This window comes from Mesorhizobium sp. M8A.F.Ca.ET.165.01.1.1, from assembly GCF_004792065.1.
Taxonomy (GTDB): domain Bacteria; phylum Pseudomonadota; class Alphaproteobacteria; order Rhizobiales; family Rhizobiaceae; genus Mesorhizobium.
The window spans coordinates 142,596-161,011 of the sequence record NZ_SRTH01000003.1 but is presented as its reverse complement, the minus strand read 5'-3'; the positions used below and the strand labels follow the sequence as shown (position 1 = coordinate 161,011).

Annotated in this window: 17 protein-coding genes; 7 read left to right on the top strand and 10 right to left on the bottom strand. The window is 64.2% G+C overall.

The window, feature by feature from the left end:
• Positions 1 to 51 precede the first annotated feature (51 nt).
• Genes EN808_RS10055 through EN808_RS10040 form a run of 4 tightly spaced genes read left to right on the top strand, consistent with a single transcriptional unit; the run spans position 52 to position 7,028 of the window.
• A complete protein-coding gene (locus EN808_RS10055; protein WP_135915693.1) occupies positions 52 to 2,505 on the top strand; it encodes an FAD-dependent oxidoreductase in 2,454 nt (817 codons plus the stop codon).
• Positions 2,502 to 3,407 (top strand): homocysteine S-methyltransferase family protein, encoded by a 906-nt coding sequence (locus EN808_RS10050; RefSeq protein ID WP_135915692.1) that lies wholly within the window; start codon positions 2,502 to 2,504, stop codon positions 3,405 to 3,407. The genes EN808_RS10055 and EN808_RS10050 overlap by 4 nt, the downstream gene beginning before the upstream one ends.
• On the top strand, positions 3,400 to 4,581 hold the full coding sequence (locus tag EN808_RS10045) for a pyridoxal phosphate-dependent aminotransferase (RefSeq protein ID WP_135915691.1): 1,182 nt from the start codon (positions 3,400 to 3,402) through the stop codon (positions 4,579 to 4,581). Before EN808_RS10050 ends, EN808_RS10045 begins: the two co-directional genes overlap by 8 nt.
• Entirely contained in the window at positions 4,578 to 7,028 is a 2,451-nt protein-coding gene (locus EN808_RS10040) for an FAD-dependent oxidoreductase (RefSeq protein ID WP_135915690.1), read from the top strand. Before EN808_RS10045 ends, EN808_RS10040 begins: the two co-directional genes overlap by 4 nt.
• Positions 7,029 to 7,201: 173 nt before the next feature.
• Here EN808_RS10040 and EN808_RS10030 read toward each other — a convergent pair whose 3' ends face one another.
• Genes EN808_RS10030 through EN808_RS10000 form a run of 7 tightly spaced genes read right to left on the bottom strand, consistent with a single transcriptional unit; the run spans position 7,202 to position 13,755 of the window.
• Positions 7,202 to 7,789 (bottom strand): NAD(P)H-dependent oxidoreductase, encoded by a 588-nt coding sequence (locus tag EN808_RS10030; RefSeq protein ID WP_135915688.1) that lies wholly within the window; start codon positions 7,787 to 7,789, stop codon positions 7,202 to 7,204.
• Complete coding sequence (locus EN808_RS10025) at positions 7,789 to 8,370, bottom strand: NAD(P)H-dependent oxidoreductase (RefSeq protein ID WP_167531380.1); 582 nt, start codon at positions 8,368 to 8,370, stop codon at positions 7,789 to 7,791. Before EN808_RS10025 ends, EN808_RS10030 begins: the two co-directional genes overlap by 1 nt.
• The gene (locus EN808_RS10020; protein WP_135916022.1) at positions 8,370 to 9,773 is read right to left on the bottom strand and encodes an FAD-binding oxidoreductase; all 1,404 of its coding nucleotides are present in this window, start codon (positions 9,771 to 9,773) and stop codon (positions 8,370 to 8,372) included. The genes EN808_RS10025 and EN808_RS10020 overlap by 1 nt, the downstream gene beginning before the upstream one ends.
• Positions 9,773 to 11,074: a cytosine deaminase gene (locus EN808_RS10015; RefSeq protein WP_135915687.1), complete on the bottom strand. Its 1,302-nt coding sequence runs from the start codon at positions 11,072 to 11,074 to the stop codon at positions 9,773 to 9,775. Before EN808_RS10015 ends, EN808_RS10020 begins: the two co-directional genes overlap by 1 nt.
• Positions 11,075 to 11,078: 4 nt before the next feature.
• The gene (locus tag EN808_RS10010; RefSeq protein ID WP_127871556.1) at positions 11,079 to 11,927 is read right to left on the bottom strand and encodes an ABC transporter permease; all 849 of its coding nucleotides are present in this window, start codon (positions 11,925 to 11,927) and stop codon (positions 11,079 to 11,081) included.
• Complete coding sequence (locus tag EN808_RS10005) at positions 11,914 to 12,738, bottom strand: ABC transporter ATP-binding protein (protein WP_135915686.1); 825 nt, start codon at positions 12,736 to 12,738, stop codon at positions 11,914 to 11,916. The genes EN808_RS10010 and EN808_RS10005 overlap by 14 nt, the downstream gene beginning before the upstream one ends.
• A gap of 12 nt (positions 12,739 to 12,750) precedes the next feature.
• A complete protein-coding gene (locus EN808_RS10000) occupies positions 12,751 to 13,755 on the bottom strand; it encodes an ABC transporter substrate-binding protein (RefSeq protein ID WP_135915685.1) in 1,005 nt (334 codons plus the stop codon).
• A 267-nt stretch (positions 13,756 to 14,022) separates the two neighbouring features.
• On the opposite strand from EN808_RS10000, the gene EN808_RS09995 reads away from it, so the two are divergent.
• Positions 14,023 to 14,406: a RidA family protein gene (locus EN808_RS09995; RefSeq protein WP_135866623.1), complete on the top strand. Its 384-nt coding sequence runs from the start codon at positions 14,023 to 14,025 to the stop codon at positions 14,404 to 14,406.
• A 55-nt stretch (positions 14,407 to 14,461) separates the two neighbouring features.
• A complete protein-coding gene (locus EN808_RS09990) occupies positions 14,462 to 15,265 on the top strand; it encodes a creatininase family protein (protein WP_135915684.1) in 804 nt (267 codons plus the stop codon).
• A gap of 4 nt (positions 15,266 to 15,269) precedes the next feature.
• Here the strand turns inward: EN808_RS09990 and EN808_RS09985 are convergent, their stop codons facing one another.
• Both EN808_RS09985 and cobD read right to left on the bottom strand, forming a co-directional pair.
• A complete protein-coding gene (locus EN808_RS09985; RefSeq protein WP_127277993.1) occupies positions 15,270 to 15,779 on the bottom strand; it encodes a tyrosine phosphatase family protein in 510 nt (169 codons plus the stop codon).
• A gap of 5 nt (positions 15,780 to 15,784) precedes the next feature.
• Positions 15,785 to 16,822, bottom strand: coding sequence for a threonine-phosphate decarboxylase CobD (gene cobD / locus EN808_RS09980; RefSeq protein ID WP_127871561.1), 1,038 nt, complete (start codon positions 16,820 to 16,822; stop codon positions 15,785 to 15,787).
• Here cobD and cbiB point away from each other — a divergent pair.
• Complete coding sequence (gene cbiB, locus EN808_RS09975; RefSeq protein ID WP_127280780.1) at positions 16,821 to 17,795, top strand: adenosylcobinamide-phosphate synthase CbiB; 975 nt, start codon at positions 16,821 to 16,823, stop codon at positions 17,793 to 17,795. The genes cobD and cbiB overlap by 2 nt on opposite strands.
• Here the strand turns inward: cbiB and cobO are convergent.
• Positions 17,792 to 18,415, bottom strand: a complete 624-nt coding sequence (gene cobO / locus EN808_RS09970) for a cob(I)yrinic acid a,c-diamide adenosyltransferase (RefSeq protein WP_127280781.1) — start codon at positions 18,413 to 18,415, stop codon at positions 17,792 to 17,794. The genes cbiB and cobO overlap by 4 nt on opposite strands.
• Position 18,416: the final 1 nt, after the last annotated feature.

Here is an 18,416-nt window from a genome sequence, read left to right as displayed (position 1 = left end):
GCATAAAAACAAAAAGAAAAGCGCGGCGCGCTTGAAGATTGGGAGAAGAACATGGCGGGTTTGCCGAGCACTGCGCGCGTGGTGATCATCGGAGGTGGCGTGGTCGGCACCTCCTCGCTCTATCATCTGGCCAAGGCCGGCTGGACCGACTGCGTGCTCCTGGAAAAGAACGAGCTGACCTCCGGCTCGACCTGGCATGCCGCCGGCAATGTGCCGACCTTCTCCTCCTCCTGGTCGCTGATGAACATGCAGCGCTATTCGACCGAGCTCTATCGTGGCCTCGCCGACGCGGTCGACTATCCCATGAACTACCATGTCACCGGTTCGCTCAGGCTCGCCCACACAAAGGAGCGCATGCAGGAGTTCCAACGCGCCAAGGGCATGGGCCGCTATCAGGGCATGGACATCGACGTGGTCGGGCTCGACGAGATCAAGCGCCGCTATCCGTTCCTCGAAACGCATGAATTGAAGGGCGCGCTCTACGATCCCAGCGACGGCGACATCGACCCGGCGCAGTTGACGCAGGCGCTGGCCAAGGGCGCGCGTGACATGGGCGCGAAAATCATCCGCTTCTGCCCTGTCACCGGCGTGCGCCGTGAGAAGGACGAATGGGTGGTCGAGACGCCGCAGGGCGAGATCCGCTGCGAGATCGTCGTCAATGCTGCCGGCTACCGTGCCGCCGAAGTCGGCAGGATGTTCGGCCGCGAAGTGCCGATGATGGTGATGAGCCACCAGTACATATTGTTCGAGGAAATCCCCGAACTTGCCGCCTGGTCGAAGGAACAGGGCAAGAAGCTGCCGCTGCTGCGCGACGTGGACACCTCGTACTATCTGCGCCAGGAAAAATCCGGCATGAATCTCGGCCCCTATGAGCGCAACTGCCGCGCCCATTGGGCAACCCACAACGATCCGATGCCGGACGATTTTTCCTTCCAGCTCTTCCCCGACGACCTCGACCGGCTGGAGCATTATCTCGCCGACGCCGTCGCCCGCGTGCCGATCCTGGGCACCGCCGGCCTGTCCAAGGTCATCAACGGCCCGATCCCCTATGCGCCGGATGGCAATCCGCTGATCGGCCCGATGCCTGGCGTCCCCAATGCCTTCGAGGCCTGCGTCTTCACCTTCGGCATCGCCCAGGGCGGCGGCGCCGGCAAGGTGTTGGCCGAATGGGTGACGCAAGGCCAGACCGAATGGGACATGTGGTCGTGCGATCCGCGCCGCTTCACCTCCTTTGCTTCCGCGCCGGACTATTGCGTGGCCAAGGGCATGGAAATCTACGGCAACGAATACGCCATCCAGTTCCCGCGTCACGCCTGGCCGGAAGGCCGCGACAGGAAACTGTCGCCGATCCACGATCGCATCAAGGCGCTGGGCGCCCGCTTCGATGCCTATAATGGCTGGGAACGCGCCACCTGGTACGCGCAGGACGGCGACGACATCTCCGAGGAAGCCACGCTGACCTTCCGCCGCGAGGGGCCCTGGCAGCAACGAGTCCGCGAAGAGTGTCTCGCGGTCCGCGACGCCGCCGGCATCCTCGACCTGCCCGGCTTCTCGCGCTTCAATCTCGAAGGCCCTGGCGCCGCCGAATGGCTGAGCCGGCAGGTAACCGGCCTGGTGCCGAAGCCCGGTCGCATCGGCCTGGTCTATTTCTCCGACGACAAGGGCCGCATCGTCACCGAAATGTCGGTGGTGCGCCATGGCGAGGAGTCCATGACGCTGATCACCGCGGCGGTGGCGCAGTGGCACGACTTCGAATGGCTGAAGTCGCACATGCCCGGGGATGCCGCGTTCAAGCTGATCGACCGGACAGAGGAATTCTCCACGCAGATCCTGGCCGGCCCCAATTCGCGAAAAATCCTTGCCGATGTCTGTGAGGCCGACCTGACCTTGCCATGGCTGACGCATCAGGAAACCAGGATCGCCGGCCGCTGGGCCAAGCTGGTTCGCGTCTCCTTCGCGGGCGAGCTCGGCTGGGAGATCCACACCAGGGTCGACGACACCGCCGCCATCTTCGATGCGATCTGTGCCGCCGGGCAGCACCACGGGCTGAAGCCGTTCGGCATGTACGCGCTGGATTCGCTGCGCCTGGAAAAGGGCTACCGCACTTGGAAGGGCGACCTGTCGACCGACTATTCGATCCTGCAGGGCGGGCTCGAGCGCTTCGTCAAATGGGAAAAGCCCGACTTCCGCGGCAAGGCGGCACTCCAGAACGAGAAACAGCAAGGCGTGAAGAAGCGCTTCGTCACGCTGGTGGTCGAAAATCCCGGCGATTGCGACGCGCCCTACATGTCGACGCTCTGGCACGACGGCCAGATCGTCGGTGAGACGACATCGGGTGGCTGGGGTCATCGTGTCGACAAATCGATCGCGCTCGGCATGCTGCGCGCCGACCTGAGCGAACCCGGCACCTCTGTCGAGGTCGAGATCTTCGGCGACCGTTTCAAGGCGGTCGTGCAGCAGGACGAGCCGTTGTGGGATCCCAAGAACGAAAGGCTGCGCGCATGAAGCCGGTTATCCTCACCGATGGCGGCATGGGCCAGGAGCTGGTGCGGCGCAGCAAGTCCGAGCCGACGCCGCTGTGGTCGGCCAGGGTGCTGATCGACGAACCGGACCTCGTGCGCGGCCTGCATGCCGAATTCATCCGCGCCGGCGCCCGGGTCATCACCATCAACACCTATTCGGCGACGCCCGAACGCCTGGCGCGCGAGGGCGCGGAAGACCTGTTCAAGCCGTTGCAGAAGCGTGGCATCGACCTCGCCAGGCAAGCCCGCGACGAGGCCGGCGACGCGGCGATCGCCGGCTGCCTGTCACCGCTTTTCGGCAGCTACGCGCCGGCGCTGACGATCCCCTACCGGGACACGCTCGACATCTACCGCCGCATCGTCGCCGAACAGGCTGATGGCGTCGACCTGTTCCTGTGCGAAACCATGGCCTCTGCCGAAGAGGCACGCGCGGCGGTCACCGCCGCATCGGAAAGCGGCAAGCCCGTCTGGGTGTCATGGACGCTGGCCGATCACGGCACGCCACGCTTGCGCAGCGGCGAGACGATTGCGTCGGCAGCGGATGCGCTCGGAGGTCTGCCGGTGGCGGCGCGGCTGCTCAACTGCTGTCGCCCGGAAGCCATCGCGGCGGCCTTGCCGGAACTGGTCGAGCTCGGCGGCCCGGTCGGCGCCTATGCCAATGGCTTCACCTCCACCGAAGCACTCAAGCATGGCGGCACCGTGGACGTGCTGCATGCCCGCCACGACCTCGGTCCGGATGCTTACGCCGATCAGGCTGTCGGCTGGGTGGAAGCTGGAGCGGACATCGTCGGCGGTTGCTGCGAGGTCGGTCCCGCCCATATCGCCGCCTTGCGCGACCGGCTGCAACAGAACGGTTACGCGATCACGGGAGTCTTACATGCCTAAACCATCATCGCGCATTACCGGCATCGTGCCATCGGGCAAGGATGGCTGGGAGGTTCATTTCGCCGCCTGGAACCGCAAGGAGGCCGGCGAGGACATCATCATGCTGTCGGTCGGCGACCACGATTTCGACACGCCGTCGCAGACGATCGAAGCTTGTGTGGCAGCGGTCCGTGGCAGCAACCATCACTACACGCCGCTGCCCGGCCTGCCGCGCCTGCGCAAGGCCATGGCGGCGGCCTCCAGCGCCTGCACCGGCGTCGAGACGAGGCCGGAAGAGGTCATCGCCACGCCGGGCGGCCAGGCAGCACTTTACGCTGCCGTGCAAGCCGTGCTCGATCAGGGCGACCACGCCATCGTGGTGGCGCCCTACTATGCCACCTACCCCAACACGTTCAGTGCCGCCGGCGCCAGTTTCACCGTGGTCGAGACACCGGCCGAGGATGGCTTCCAACCCCGTACGGACAAGATCCGTGCGGCAATCAAGCCCAACACGCGCGCCATCCTGATCAACACGCCGAACAATCCGACCGGTGCGGTCTACTCGCGCGAGCGGCTGGAACAACTGGCAAAGCTCTGCCGCGAGCACGACCTCTGGCTGCTTTCCGACGAGGTTTACTGGACGCTGGGCGGCGGCGAGCATGTCTCGCCGCGCTCGCTGCCCGGCATGGCCGAGCGCACGCTGGTCATCAATTCGATGTCCAAGAGCCACGGCATGACCGGCTGGCGCATGGGCTGGCTGACGGGTCCGGAGGAGATGATCACGCTGCTGACCAACCTCAACCTGGTGACAACCTACGGCCTGCCGGCCTTCATCTCGATCGCTTGCGCCGAGGCGCTGGAGCAGCACTATGGCGTCAAGGACATCGCCGAACGCTACGCCGCACGCCGCACGGTCCTGCTCGATGCGGTGCGCGGCATGAACGATGTCACCGTGCGCGGTTCCGAAGGCGGCATGTACGTCATGCTCGACATATCGGATGTCGAACCCGACGACGAGAAATTCGCCTTCGCCTTCCTCGACAAGGAGAAGGTCGGCGTCATGCCCGGCTCCAGCTTCGGCGAAGCCGCGGCCGGCCATATCAGGATAAGCCTGTGCCAGCCCGAACCGGTACTGCGTGAAGCAGCCGCCCGGCTGCGCCGTTTTGTTTCCAGCTACCGTCGCGAGGCCGCATGACCGTCAAGACCCTTCCCACCAAGGCGCGGGCCGTCATCATCGGTGGCGGCGTCTCCGGCTGCTCGGTCGCCTACCACCTGGCCAAGCTCGGCTGGACCGACATCGTGCTTTTGGAGCGCAAGCAGCTGACCTCGGGCACGACATGGCATGCCGCCGGCCTGATCGGACAGTTGCGCGGTTCGCAGAACATGACCCGGCTGGCGAAATATTCGGCCGACCTCTACGTCAAGCTGGAGGCCGAGACCGAGGTCGGCACCGGCATGCGCCAGGTCGGCTCGATCACCGTCGCGCTGACCGAGGAGCGCAAGCACGAGATCTACCGGCAGGCATCGCTCGCCCGCGCCTTCGATGTCGATGTGCGCGAGATTTCTCCCAATGAAGTCAAGCAGATGTATCCGCATCTCAACGTCTCCGACGTGGTCGGCGCCGTGCATCTGCCGCTCGACGGTCAATGCGACCCGGCCAACATCGCCATGGCGCTGGCCAAGGGCGCGCGCCAGCGCGGCGCCACCATCGCCGAGAATGTGAAGGTGACGAAGGTCCACACCAGGGACGGTCGCGTCACCGGCGTGTCCTGGGCGCAGGGCGAAGAGCAAGGCACCATCGAGGCCGACATCGTCGTCAACTGCGCCGGCATGTGGGCGCGCGAACTCGGTGCCCAGAACGGCGTTACCATCCCGCTGCATGCCTGCGAGCATTTCTATCTCGTCACGGAGCCCATCTCAGGCCTCGGCAGGCTGCCGGTGCTGCGCGTGCCCGACGAATGCGCCTACTACAAGGAAGACGCGGGCAAGATGATGCTCGGCGCCTTCGAGCCGGTGGCCAAGCCATGGGGCATGGACGGCATCCGCGAGGACTTCTGCTTCGACCAGTTGCCCGAGGACATGGACCATTTCGAGCCTATCCTCGAAATGGGCGTCAACCGCATGCCGATGCTGGCCACCGCCGGCATCCACACATTCTTCAACGGCCCGGAAAGTTTCACCCCCGACGACCGCTACTATCTCGGCGAGGCGCCGGAACTGCGCGGTTATTGGATGGCGACCGGCTACAACTCGATCGGCATCGTCTCGTCCGGCGGCGCCGGCATGGCGCTGGCGCAGTGGATCAACGATGGCGAAGCGCCGTTCGACCTGTGGGAAGTCGACATCCGCCGCACCCAGCCGTTCCAAAAGAACCGCCGCTATCTCAAGGAGCGCGTCTCCGAAACGCTCGGCCTGCTCTATGCCGACCATTTTCCCTACCGGCAGATGGCGACATCGCGTGGCGTGCGCCGCTCGCCCTTGCATGAACATCTGAAGGCGCGTGGCGCCGTGTTCGGCGAGGTTGCCGGCTGGGAGCGCGCCAACTGGTTCGCGCGCGAAGGCCAGGAGCGCGAATATCGCTATTCCTGGAAGCGGCAGAACTGGTTCGACAACCAGCGCGAGGAACATCTGGCGGTCCGCAACAAGGTCGGCCTGTTCGACATGACCTCGTTCGGCAAAATCCGTGTCGAAGGTCGCGACGCTCAGCGTTTCCTGCAAAGGCTCTGCGCCAACGACATGGATGTGGCGCCGGGCAAGATCGTCTACACGCAAATGCTCAACCAGCGCGGCGGCATCGAGAGCGACCTCACCGTGTCGCGGCTTTCGGATACGGCCTATTTCCTCGTCGTGCCAGGGGCCACGCTGCAACGCGACCTCGCCTGGCTGCGCCGGCATGTCGGTGAGGCGTTCGTCGTCATCACCGATGTCACCGCGGCCGAAAGCGTGCTCTGCCTGATGGGTCCGGATGCGCGAAAACTGATCCAGAAGGTCAGCCCCAACGACTTCTCCAACGAGAACAATCCGTTCGGCACCTTCCAGGAGATCGAGATTGGCATGGGGCTCGCCCGGGCGCACCGCGTCACCTATGTCGGCGAACTCGGCTGGGAGCTCTATGTCTCTACCGAACAGGCTGCCCATGTCTTCGAGGCGGTCGACGAGGCCGGCGCGGATGTCGGCCTGAAACTCTGCGGCCTGCACACGCTGGATTCCTGCCGCATCGAAAAGGCTTTCCGCCATTTCGGTCACGATATCACCGATGAGGACAATGTGCTGGAAGCAGGCCTTGGCTTCGCGGTGAAGACGGCCAAGGGCGACTTCGTCGGCCGCGACGCCGTGCTGAAGAAGAAGGAGACCGGGTTGAACCGCCGTCTGGTCCAGTTCCGGCTGAAGGACCCGCAGCCGCTGCTCTTCCATAACGAGGCGATCCTGCGCGACGGCAAGATCGTCGGTCCGGTCACCTCCGGCAATTACGGCCATCATCTCGGCGGCGCCATCGGCCTTGGCTATGTGCCATGCCAGGGCGAAAGCGAGGCGGATGTGCTCGCTTCATCTTATGAGATCGAGATCGCCGGCGAACGGTTTGCCGCCGAAGCATCGCTGAAGCCGATGTATGATCCGAGGTCGGAACGGGTGAGGATGTAGCGCGGCGCCTCTTCCTTCTCCCCTTGTGGGAGAAGGTGGATCGGCGCGCAGCGCCGAGACGGATGAGGGGTGTTCCAGCGGAGTGAGGCATTGGTGTTCCCTGGAGCACCCCTCATCCGACCTCGCTTCGCGAGGCCACCTTCTCCCACAAGGGGAGAAGGCAAGTGCTGCTCTCAATAATGCTCCAGCTTGGCCCGCACCTTGACCAGAAACGCCGCTCTCGTCGCCGGCGTCGAGGCGTCCATCAAATAATGCGCCAGGAAAAACGTCTTGCAGCGTCTGGCGCACAGCGCCCGCATGCCGCGCAGCAAGGTCTTGCGTCCGGGCTGGCCGACGACGACGCTCCACCAGGTTGGCGCACCACAGGTGGTGATGACGCCGACCTTGGTGACATGCGTCATCAGCGACTTGATCCCGCCCTTGCCCGCCGGCAGCTTGAAGGCGATGTCGGTCGCCCACACCCGGTCGAGCCAGCCTTTCAGCATCGCCGGCAGCCCATACCACCAGGTCGGATAGACGAACAGGATCGCCTCGGCCCAATTGAGCAGTTCGAAATGCGGCTTCAGCGCCGGATCCTGCGGCGCATGGTCGTTGTAACTGCGCCGCTCCTCGCAGCTCATCACCGGATCGAATTTCTCGGCATAGAGGTCGAGCAGCCGCACGTCCCAGCCTCGACGCGTCAGCACGTCCACGGCGGTGTCGCGGATCGCGGCGCAAAAGCTCTCCGGCACCGGATGGCAATAGACGACAAGCGCACGCATCAGAATGCATCCATGCTGGCCGCGACCTTCGTCATGAAGGACTTGCGCGTTTCGTCGGTCGACAGGTTCATCGCATAATGGGCGAGATAGGAGACGGGAGCGCCGGGCTTGATCGTCGCGCGCAGCATGCGCTTCACGACCTTGCGCGGCGGATCGCCCATCACCATCGCCCGGAACCGGCTGCCGCCATAGGTGGTGACAGCCGCCAGCTTGCGGATGTTGTGCAGCGTCGGCTGCACTTTGCCATCGACCAGCTTGAACGACACGCCGGGCAGGAAGACGCGGTCGAAAAATCCTTTCAGGATCGCCGGATAGCCGTAGTTCCAGACCGGAAATGACAGCACCAGGGCCTCGGCCGCCTGCAGCCTCTGAATGTAGCCGGCAACCGCATCCCCTGGTCCACGCGGGTCGTGATAGCCAAGCCGTTCCGCCCGCGTCAGGCGCGGGTCGAAATTCTCTGCGTAGAGGTCGCAGTTGTCGACTGTATGACCCGCCGCCGTCAGCCGCTCGACGATCATCCGGTGCAGGCCGGCATTGAAGCTGGTCTCGACCGGATGGGCGTAGAGCACGAGGATGTTCATCAGCCTGCCTTTTGCAGCCCCTTGAACAGAAAAGTCCGGCCCGAACGGTAGTCGTAGTCCGGGTTTTCCCAGGCGATCATCTTGCCGGGATTGAGCAGGCCTTGCGGATCGGTCTCGCGCTTGAACGCCAACTGCACGGCGTCGGTCTGCTTCATGCCGCCCTCTTCCAGCGTGTAGCGGTGCGGGTTGAAGATCGGGCAGCCATTGTCCTCATGCAGGCGGATGATTTCGTCGAGCCTCGCCTCGGTGGTGAATTTGACCAGCGGCAGGCCGAAGCAGGTGATGTTGCCGTCCAGCCGGACGAATTCGAGATGCGAGAACACCTCGCCAGGGAACATTGCATCCATCTTCTCGACCAGCGCCAACTGGTCGGGAAAGGGATAGAGCGATTGCAGATAGGTAATCGACGGATCGACCCGCAGTGCCCTGAGCGTGGTGTGGTTCCAGGCCAGCTCGTAGGCCGGCGGCAGGCCCTTTTTCTCCTCCGGCGCGGCAAGGGCGGCGTTGAAGATCACTTCGCCGCCGGCGCGGCGCGTAAAGGCCAGGAAGGCGTCCAGCCCATGCTGGGCCACCATGACAACGCAGATGCTTTGCCCTTCCCTGAAAAATTTCTGGTGCCGCTTGAAGTAGAGTTGCGGCACGGGTGCCGCGATCGGCGTGATCAGCTTGGTCAGGATACCGTCCTGGCAGGCGAGAGCGTTGCCGTAGCGGGCAGCGTCCATGAAAGCGTCGAAACCGACGATGACGTCGACCCATTCATAGGCTGCCGTCAGCGGCATCTCGACTTCCGAGATGATGCCATTGGTGCCATAGGCGTGGGTGACCTTGTGCAGATCCTCGCCGGTGAGTTCCAGCACTTTCGGCTCGGCTTCCATCGTCACCACGCGCAGGCGCAGCACATTGCCGAAATCGCGCAGGCCGCCGAAATTGATCGAGCCGACGCCGCCCGAACCGCCGGCGATGAAGCCGCCGATCGAAGCGGTGTTGTAGGTCGAGGGCGACAGCCTCAATTCCTGGCCGGAATGCGCCCGCGTCTCCCTGTCGATCTCGGCCAGGATCGCGCCCGGCCCGGTTATCACACGCCCCGGCGCGATCGACTTGATCTCGTTCATTTCGGCAAGGTTGAGCACCACCCCGCCCGACAGCGGCATCGCCTGGCCGTAATTGCCGGTGCCGCTGCCGCGCGGCGTCACCGGCACGCCGTGGCGGTGACAGGCGGCAAGGACGCGGATCAGTTCGGCCTCGGTCTTCGGCGTCACGATGAGGTCGCCGGTGACGTGGTCGAGCTGCCGTTTCAGCACCGGGCTGTACCAGTAGAAGTCGCGGCTCTTCTGCTGGACGATCGCCGGATTGTCGTCGAGCTTTATCCCGTCGAGATCGCGTTTGAGCGCCGAAACATCCATCATTCCACCATCAGCTCGTCGAGTTCGGCATAGTCGGGCAATTGCCGGTCGATCGCGCGTCCGGCGCGCACGACGATGCGATCCGATTCGGGCCGCGACAGCAATTCCGTCCAGCTTCGACCTTTGAACAGGATGAAGTCGGCGTCGCCGCCGGCGGCAAGCATGCCGAAGCCATCGAGCCGCATCACCTTGGCCGGTGTCGCGGTCACCGCCTGCGGCCAGTCGGCGACCGGATGATCGAAATGCAGGATGCGCGTCGCCATGCGATAGACTTCCAGCATGTCGAGATCACCATAGGCGTAGAAGGGGTCGCGCGTGTTGTCGGAAGCGACGGCCACCGGAATGCCCCTCGCCTTCATCTCGTGCAGCAGAGTCACGCCACGCCAGCGCGGCGTGGTGCCGTCGCTCCGTCGATCCTGCAAATAAAGATTGCACATCGGCAGCGACACGATGGCGAGCCCGGCCTTCGCCACCTTGTCCAGCGTGTCCAGCACCTCGAGATCGGGCTGCCGCGCCAGCGAGCAGCAATGGCCGACGAGGATCTTGCCCTCGAATCCGTTCCACAGGGCTGCCTCGGCGATCTTCTTCAGCGAGATCGCGGCGACATCGTTGGTCTCGTCGGCGTGAAAATCGAGGTCGAGCCCGTGCTTGATCGCCTGCGCGAAGACGTGGTCGAGCAGTTCCTCCAGGTCCGGCACCATATAGGTCACCACACCCAGCACGCCCTTGGCGGCGGCCACTCGTTTGGCCAGCCTGTCGAACCATTTTCTGTCGCGCACGCCCTCGATGCCGAGCAGGCAGGCGCCCTGCAATTCGATGCGGCCGCGCCAGGCCTCGCGGATCGTCTCGAACACCGGCCAGGAGATTTCCTCCTGCGGGGCGACGCTGTCGATATGGGTTCTGAGCGCCCTGGTGCCATGCGCGTAGGCCGAGCGCAGCGAAAAATCCATGCGCCGCGCCACGTCCTCGGCGCTCCAGCGCGCCGCGCGGTCGGCGCCGGTGGCGTTCAGCGCACCCATGAAACTGCCGTCGGGATTGGGCTTTCGCGACCAGATATGGCCCTTGTCGATATGCGTGTGGCAATCGACGAAACACGGCAGCACGATACGGCCGCCAAGATCGATGGCGCCGGCCGGCACTTTCGATGCGGCATGCGCCGCGATGCTGGAAATCTTGCCATCGGCGACGGTGATGTCGGCCAGCGCAAAACCATCTCTGTCGAAGACCGAGGCAAAGCCCGGCGTCAGCGACGCGTGAAGCCGGACATTGGTTAAGTGGTAGGGACCTGAGGCTGGTATCAAGGCACTAGCGCTCCTGCTTCAACGCGCTCTCGTGCCAGCGCCGCAATATAAGATGCGAAATCAGCGACAGCACGAGGAAGATCAGAATGCCGGTGAGCGAAATCAAAAACAGCGCCGCGAACAGCCTTGGCGCATTCAGCCGGTAGCCGGCTTCGATGATGCGCGAGGCGAGCCCCGACGACTGGCCGGTGGCGCCGGCGACGAACTCGGCCACCACCGCGCCGATCAGCGACAGGCCGCCGGCAATCTTCAGCCCGCCGAGAAAATACGGCATCGCCGCCGGCAGTCTGAGATAGCGCAGCTGCTGCCAACGCGTCGCGCCATTGAGCTTGAACAGGTCGCGCAGATTGCGGTCGACGGAGTTGAGGCCGAGCGTGGTGTTGGACAGGATCGGAAAAAAGGCGACGATCCAGGCGCAGAGCAGAAGCTTGGTCGTCTGGTTGTCGACATAGATGTTGATCAGCGGAAAGATCGCCACGATCGGCGTCACCTGCAGCACGATGGCGAAGGGGAAGAACGACATCTCCACCCATTTCGACTGCGCGAACAAGACCGCCAGCCCGACCCCGCCGACAACCGCGAGGAGCAGGCTGAGGAAGGTGATGCGCAAGGTGACCAGCAGTGCGGAGAACAACAGGCCGGCATCGTTGTAGAGCGTCCACAGCACCACGCCCGGCCGCGGCAGGATGTACTGCGGAATCTCGTTCCAGACGCAGATGCGGTCCCAAAGCCAGATCGCCAGGATCATGATCGCCAGCGGCAGCACCCAGCGGCCGATCCGCTCGAGCCGCTCCTGGCGCACGCGCCGCGCTTCCTCGGGGTCGAGTTTCAACGTGCCGTCAATGACCGTCATGATGCGAGCCCGCCGTTGAATTGATGGCATTGACCAGAACGTCGGAGGCCTGCCGGCACAGGGCTGCATAATCCGGCGACGTGCGGAAAGCCTCGTCGCGCGGATAGGATGCCTCGATGGCGAGTTCGTCGAACACCCTGCCCGGCCGCGCCGCCATGACGACGACGCGGTTGGACAGAAACACGCTTTCGAACACACTGTGGGTGACGAAGACGACGGTGAAGCGCTCGTCCTGCCACAGTTCCAGCAGGTCGTTGTTGAGCTTGAAGCGAGTGATCTCGTCAAGCGCGGCGAACGGCTCGTCCATCAACAGCACGCGCGGCTTGGTCACCATGGCGCGTGCGATCGAGACACGCATCTTCATCCCGCCGGACAGCTCGCGCGGCACCGCGTCCTCGAACCCGGTGAGGTGAACCCGCGCCAGCATTTCCGTTATTGCCGGTGCGGCCTTGGCGCGAGAAATGCCCTTTAGCCTGAGCGGCAGCCAGACATTGTCGAAGACGCTGGCCCAGGGCAGCAGCGTCGGCTCCTGGAAGACGAAGCCGATATTGGCACGGTCGAGCGAGCCGCCGCCGCGCCAGTCGAGCACGCCTGACGTCGGCGTCGACAGGCCGGCGATCAGCCGCAGCGCCGTCGACTTGCCGCAACCGGACGGTCCGAGCAGGCTGAGAAAGTCGCCTTCCCGGATCGTCAGGTCGACATCGCTGAGCGCCGTCACGCCATTGGAAAACACCTTGCCGACGCCACGCAGCGCCAACAAGGTCGGAGCGACGTCCAAGGCCGGCGCTTGCGCCACCTTCTCCCTCTTCATGCCGGGACCGGCCTATTTCTTCAGCTCGAGCCCGACGCCCTTGTTGACGAAGGCCAGCGTGTAGGCCTTCGTGATGTCGATGCCTGCAGGCGTGACCTTGGCCTTGACCATCTTGTCGTAGAAACTCTTGATCCGCGCATCGGTCATGGCGCCGATGCCGAGCTTCTCGGTGTCGCCGGAATCGGCAAGGCCGAACTTCTTCATCTGCTCGATCGAGAAGGCGATCTGCTCGTCGCTCATGTCAGGATTATCTTTCTTGATCATGTCGTTGGCGGCCTTGTTGTCGCCGTAGAGGTATTTGTACCAGCCCTTGGCCGAGCCATCGACGAAGCACTGGACCACCTCGGGCTTCTTGTCGATCGTGTCCTGCATCACCTCGATCGTGGTCGAATAGGTGTCCCAGCCATAGTCGGCGAGCAGGAACTGGTTCGGCACGAAGCCGCCTTCCTTCTTGACCGCGAACGGCTCCGAGGTGACGTAGCCCTGCTGGATCGACTTCTTGTTGGCGAGGAAAGGAGCGGTGTTGTAGGTGTAGGGCGCGCGCTTTGAAGCATCGAAACCGAGCTCGATGACCATCCACTGGAAGAAGGTCTGCGCACCTTCATCGCCCAGAATGTACTGCTCGGCGTTCTTCAGGCCTTCCCATTTATCGAGCCCCTCGCCGGGGTGGGACATGATGACCTGTGGATCCTTCTGGAAATCCGCCGCCACCACGCGCATCGGAATGCCTTGCTGGACGGCATCGAAGGCCGACAGCAAATTGCCGCCCATGTAGAAATCGATCTTGCCGGCGAGCAGCATCGGCCGGCCGCTGACCTGCGGGCCGCCCTGCATGATCGTGACATCGAGGCCGCAGGCGGCATAGGTGCCATCCGCCACGGCCTGGTAATAGCCGCCATGCTCCGGCTCGGCGAGCCAGTTGGTGCCGAAAGTGACTTTTTCATTCGCCGCCGCGCCCAGCGTGCTGGCCGCAAGCAGAGCCACGACAGCCACCGAAATCTTCTGTTTCACGTACATTGACACCGCCCTTTATTTGCACCGGCGCGTTGCGCGCCGTGCTTGACACCAAAGATTCAAGAAGCAAGACACATGCCACCGGCGTCGCGCGCCGGGACCCGCCCGCCTGCACCACAGCCATCTGCGAAAGCCGGAAAGGTCGTGCTGCACCGAAGGGCATCGTGCCTATTTTTTGAACGCCTGTCCACAATCGCACGGGCGACATGCACCGCCATCTTGATGGTGCGATGCATCCGGCCTTAGGCTGACGATGTCCAGGAGATTGCCATGTTCAAGTTTCTCACCCCGAAGTCGATCAAGCCGCCCTTTGCCCGTTACAGCCACGGCGTCGAGGTGCCGGCCGGCAAGCGCCTGGTGCTGTGCTCGGGCCAGGTCGCCATCACGGCGGACGACCAGATACCGGAAGACGCCGGCGCGCAGGCCGAACTCTGCTTCAAGAACATCGCGGCGATCCTGGGCGAAGCCGGGCTGGGGTTGCCTGATATCGTTCGCATCAACGCTTACGTCACCGACCGTGCGCATCTGCGGCCCTATATGGAGGTCCGTGACCGTATGTTCTCCAGCCCGGCGCCGGCCTCGACGCTGATGATCGTTTCCGGCTTTGCCAGGCCCGAATTCAAGGTCGAGGTCGAGGCCATCGCGGCCGGGTGATCGACAGACAAGCTCTGTCGCGCTAGGTCTGCCCTGACCATTGAAGAGACATGACATGACCGTAGCAAAAAAACGCGTCTGGTGGGGCGACTACCGGACATCAGAATATGCCTCGATCGATCCCGAGGCGACGATAGCGGTGTTGCCGGTCGCGGCGATCGAGCAGCATGGGCCGCATCTGCCTGTGTCGACGGACACCTCGATCATGAACGGCATGCTCGACACGGTGATCGCACGCCTGCCCGAGGACCTCGACATCCGTATCCTGCCGGTCCAGGCGGTGGGCAAGTCGAATGAGCATCTCCATGCGCCGGGCACATTGACCCTGCCGGCAACGACGCTGATCGAGGCGTGGACCGAGCTTGGGCTGTCGATCGCGCGCGCCGGCGTGCGCAAGCTCATCGTCGTCAATTCGCATGGCGGCAATGAGGAGATCATGGGCATCGTCACGCGCGAACTGCGCGTGCGCGAAAAGATGCTGGCGGTGAAGACCAGCTGGCAGCGCTTTGGCCGCCCGGCCGGCATGTACACCGAGCTCGAGGACCGCCACGGCATTCATGGCGGCGATGTCGAGACCTCTTTGATGCTGCATTTCCGGCCGGATCTCGTCGACATGGGCAAGGCTGACAATTTCATTTCCAACGTTGCCAAGGCCGAGAAGGACTTCTCGCTGCTGCGCCACACCGGCACGCATGCCTTCGCCTGGATCGCTGGGGATCTCAACCCCAACGGCGTGGTCGGCGACGCCAGCATTGCAACGGCAGAGAAAGGCCGATTGACTGCGCAATATCAGGCCGACGGCTTCATCAACCTGCTGCGGGACATGCGCAAGGCAAAGCTCGCGGAGTGGCTGAAATAGCCGCCTAAATATCGATCTTGAGCGCGAACGGCGTGCCTTCGAAGGCGTCGGCCCCTCGCCCGATCGACTCGATCGCCTCAATCATGCGGCCCTTGCGCTCGAGCAGCGTGTCGGCCACCGCGATCAGTCGCGGATTGGGCGTCGCCGAAGGAGACAGCGCGCGCAACGTCTGCGCCAGTTCCAGCTCATTGCGCTTAGGCGCAAGCGCCGCGGTGATGATGTAGGCCGAAGCCGTCGAACGGCTGATGCCGGCATAGCAGTGAACCACCATCGGCCTTGCCCGGTCCCAGCGGCGCGCGAAATCGAGCAGACTGCGCACATGCTCCTCGCCAGGCATGGTCATGCCGTCCTGCGCCACCGCAATGTCATGCATGACCAGATGCAGGTGGTTTTCCCTAGGGATCGAGGCCGGACGCACCACATCCGTCCCGGCCGCAAGCAGCGATAGCATGCGGTCGGCGCCTGTCCTGGCCACCGTTTCCTCGATCTTCGCCAGCGAGCAGACATGGATCATTGTTTCTAACCTTTCGACCGATCCTCGCGCCGCGACGCCCAATCGGCAAGCGCGGATTCGAGCCTGCGCCATTCCACCTCGCTCCCCGGCAGGCCGGCGCGCAGGACATGCGGCCGGCCGGAGAAATGCCGGAGCAGAATGCCGCTCTCGCCAAGCGCGGAAAACAGGCCGCCGGCATCGGGGAGGCTGAGATAGCGGAACAATGTGGTGCCGCCAGCGACGCGAACGCCGAAACGGCCGAACAGCGCATCGAGGCGCGCCGACGCATCCACCAGCGACGCCCGCATCGCATCCTGCCACCCGAGATCGGCGAGCGCGCGGATGCCATATTCCAACGCCGGCCCGGCGACGGCCCAAGGTCCGAATTGTGTCTCCAGCCGCTCGACCGTCGGCGCATCGGCAAGCGCGAACCCAAGCCGCAGGCCGGCCAGACCAAAGAACTTGCCGAAGGAACGCAGCACAACGATGCCGCCCTGGCCGACATCGCCGGCGAGACTGTGCTCGCGCGGGCCGACATCCATGAACGCCTCGTCGACGACCAGCAACCCGCCCCTGGCGCGCAACCTGGCGGCCAGCGCCAGCAGCCGGTCGCGCTCGATGATGCGCCCATCCGGATTGTTCGGATTGACGATGATGGCGAGGTCGGCTTCGGCCAGCGCGGCGAAATCGCCGACCCCGGCCACCTCGTGCCCGGCGATTGCCGCCGCCCTGGCGTGTTCCGCATAGGTCGGCGCCAGCACCAATGCCTTGCCGGGCCGCACCAGCGATGCCACGCGCGGCAGCAGAATCTGCGTACCAGGCGCCGCCACGACGTTGCCCGCTGAAGGCGCGCCATAGGTTTGGGCCGCAATCTCTATCAGCTCGCACCCACGCGCGGCCTCCGGCAATCGCCACAGGGCGGTGGCGGGCAGATCGAAAAGCGGGTAGGAGTGCGGATTGATACCGGTCGAGAGGTCGACGAACGGCAGCACGGCATTGGGGAAAAGCGCCCTTGCCCGGCCAAGACTTCCACCATGGTCCACCGCTCCTTCAAGAAGCTTCATGTCAGTCCTGATCGCTTTCCTGTCATTGGTTGTCGAATTCGCCCTCGGTTATCCCGACTGGCTGTTTCGCGCCATCGGCCATCCGGTGACGTGGTTCGGAAGGCTGATATCCTTTCTCGACTTGAGGCTCAACCGCGCCACTGATCCCGACGCGCTGCGTCGCCAACGTGGTGTCCAGGCGCTTCTCGTCATCGTGCTGGTGCCGGCGGCAGCAGGTCTTTGCGTGCAGCTTGTCCTGCTCTGGTTCGTCCCCTTGGGATTGATCATTGCCGTCCTTCTGGCGACATCGCTTCTGTCGCAGAAAAGCCTTTACGAACACGTCGAAGCCGTCGCCGACGCGCTCGACAGCGGAGGCCTCGACATGGGCCGAGCCGCCGTCTCGCGAATCGTTGGCCGCGATCCCGAAACGCTGGACCGCGCCGGCGTCTGCCGGGCGGCGATCGAGAGCCTGGCGGAGAATTTCTCCGACGGCATCGTCGCCCCCGCCTTCTGGACCGGTGTCGGCGGGCTGGCCGGCGGCGCCGCCTACAAGGCCGCCAACACCGCCGATTCGATGATCGGCCACCGCACCCCACGCCATGAGGCCTTCGGCTGGGCGGCGGCACGCTTCGACGATTGGATCAACCTGCCGGCATCACGGCTGACGGCGGTGCTGATTGTGCTGGCCGCTTTCCTGGTCAAGGGCACCGACCCCGGCAATGCCTGGCAGGCGGTACGGCGCGACGCGAAAAAACACCGCTCGCCCAATGCCGGCTGGCCGGAAGCGGCCATGGCCGGCGCACTTGGCCTCGCGCTCGCCGGGCCGCGCAGCTATGGCGGCGTCGTGGTCGACGACGTCTTCATGGGCGAAGACGGACGACGCGATGTCGACAGCGGCGACATCCGGCGGGCGCTCCAACTTTATCGTGTCGCCGACTATTTGCTGATTGGCCTGTTTGGGCTGATCGCGGTGATCGCAATCCTGGTGTTCTAGAACTCGATGCCCTGCTGCGCTTTTACGCCGGCGGAAAAATGGTGCTTCGTCAGCCCCATCTCGGTGACCAGGTCCGCCGCCTCGACCAGCGCCGGCTTCGCGTTGCGACCGGTGACGACAACGTGCAGGCCCTCGCGGCGAGCCTTGAGCGCGGCAACCACCTTGTCGAGATCGAGATAATCGTAGCGCAGCGCGATGTTGAGTTCATCGAGCACGACAAGGCTGATCGAGGGGTCGCCAATCAATTCCACGGCCTTGGCCCAGGCGGCTTCGGCGGCCGCGATGTCGCGCTTCAGATCCTGCGTTTCCCAGGTGAACCCCTCGCCCATCGCATGCCAGACGATCCGGTCGCCGAAGGCGGCGAAAGCGTCCTTCTCGCCGGTGTGCCATTTGCCCTTGATGAACTGGACGACGCCGACGCGCTTGCCGTAGCCGAGCATCCGCAGTGCGAGACCGAAGGCGGCCGTGGTCTTGCCCTTGCCGGGGCCGGTGTTGACGATCAGCAACCCCTTCTCGATCGTCTTGCCCGCGACCTCGGCGTCCTGCACCGCCTTGCGCTTGGCCATCTTGGCGCGATGGCGTTCTTCATCCCGGTCTTTGGAGCCCTTGTCTTCGGTCATT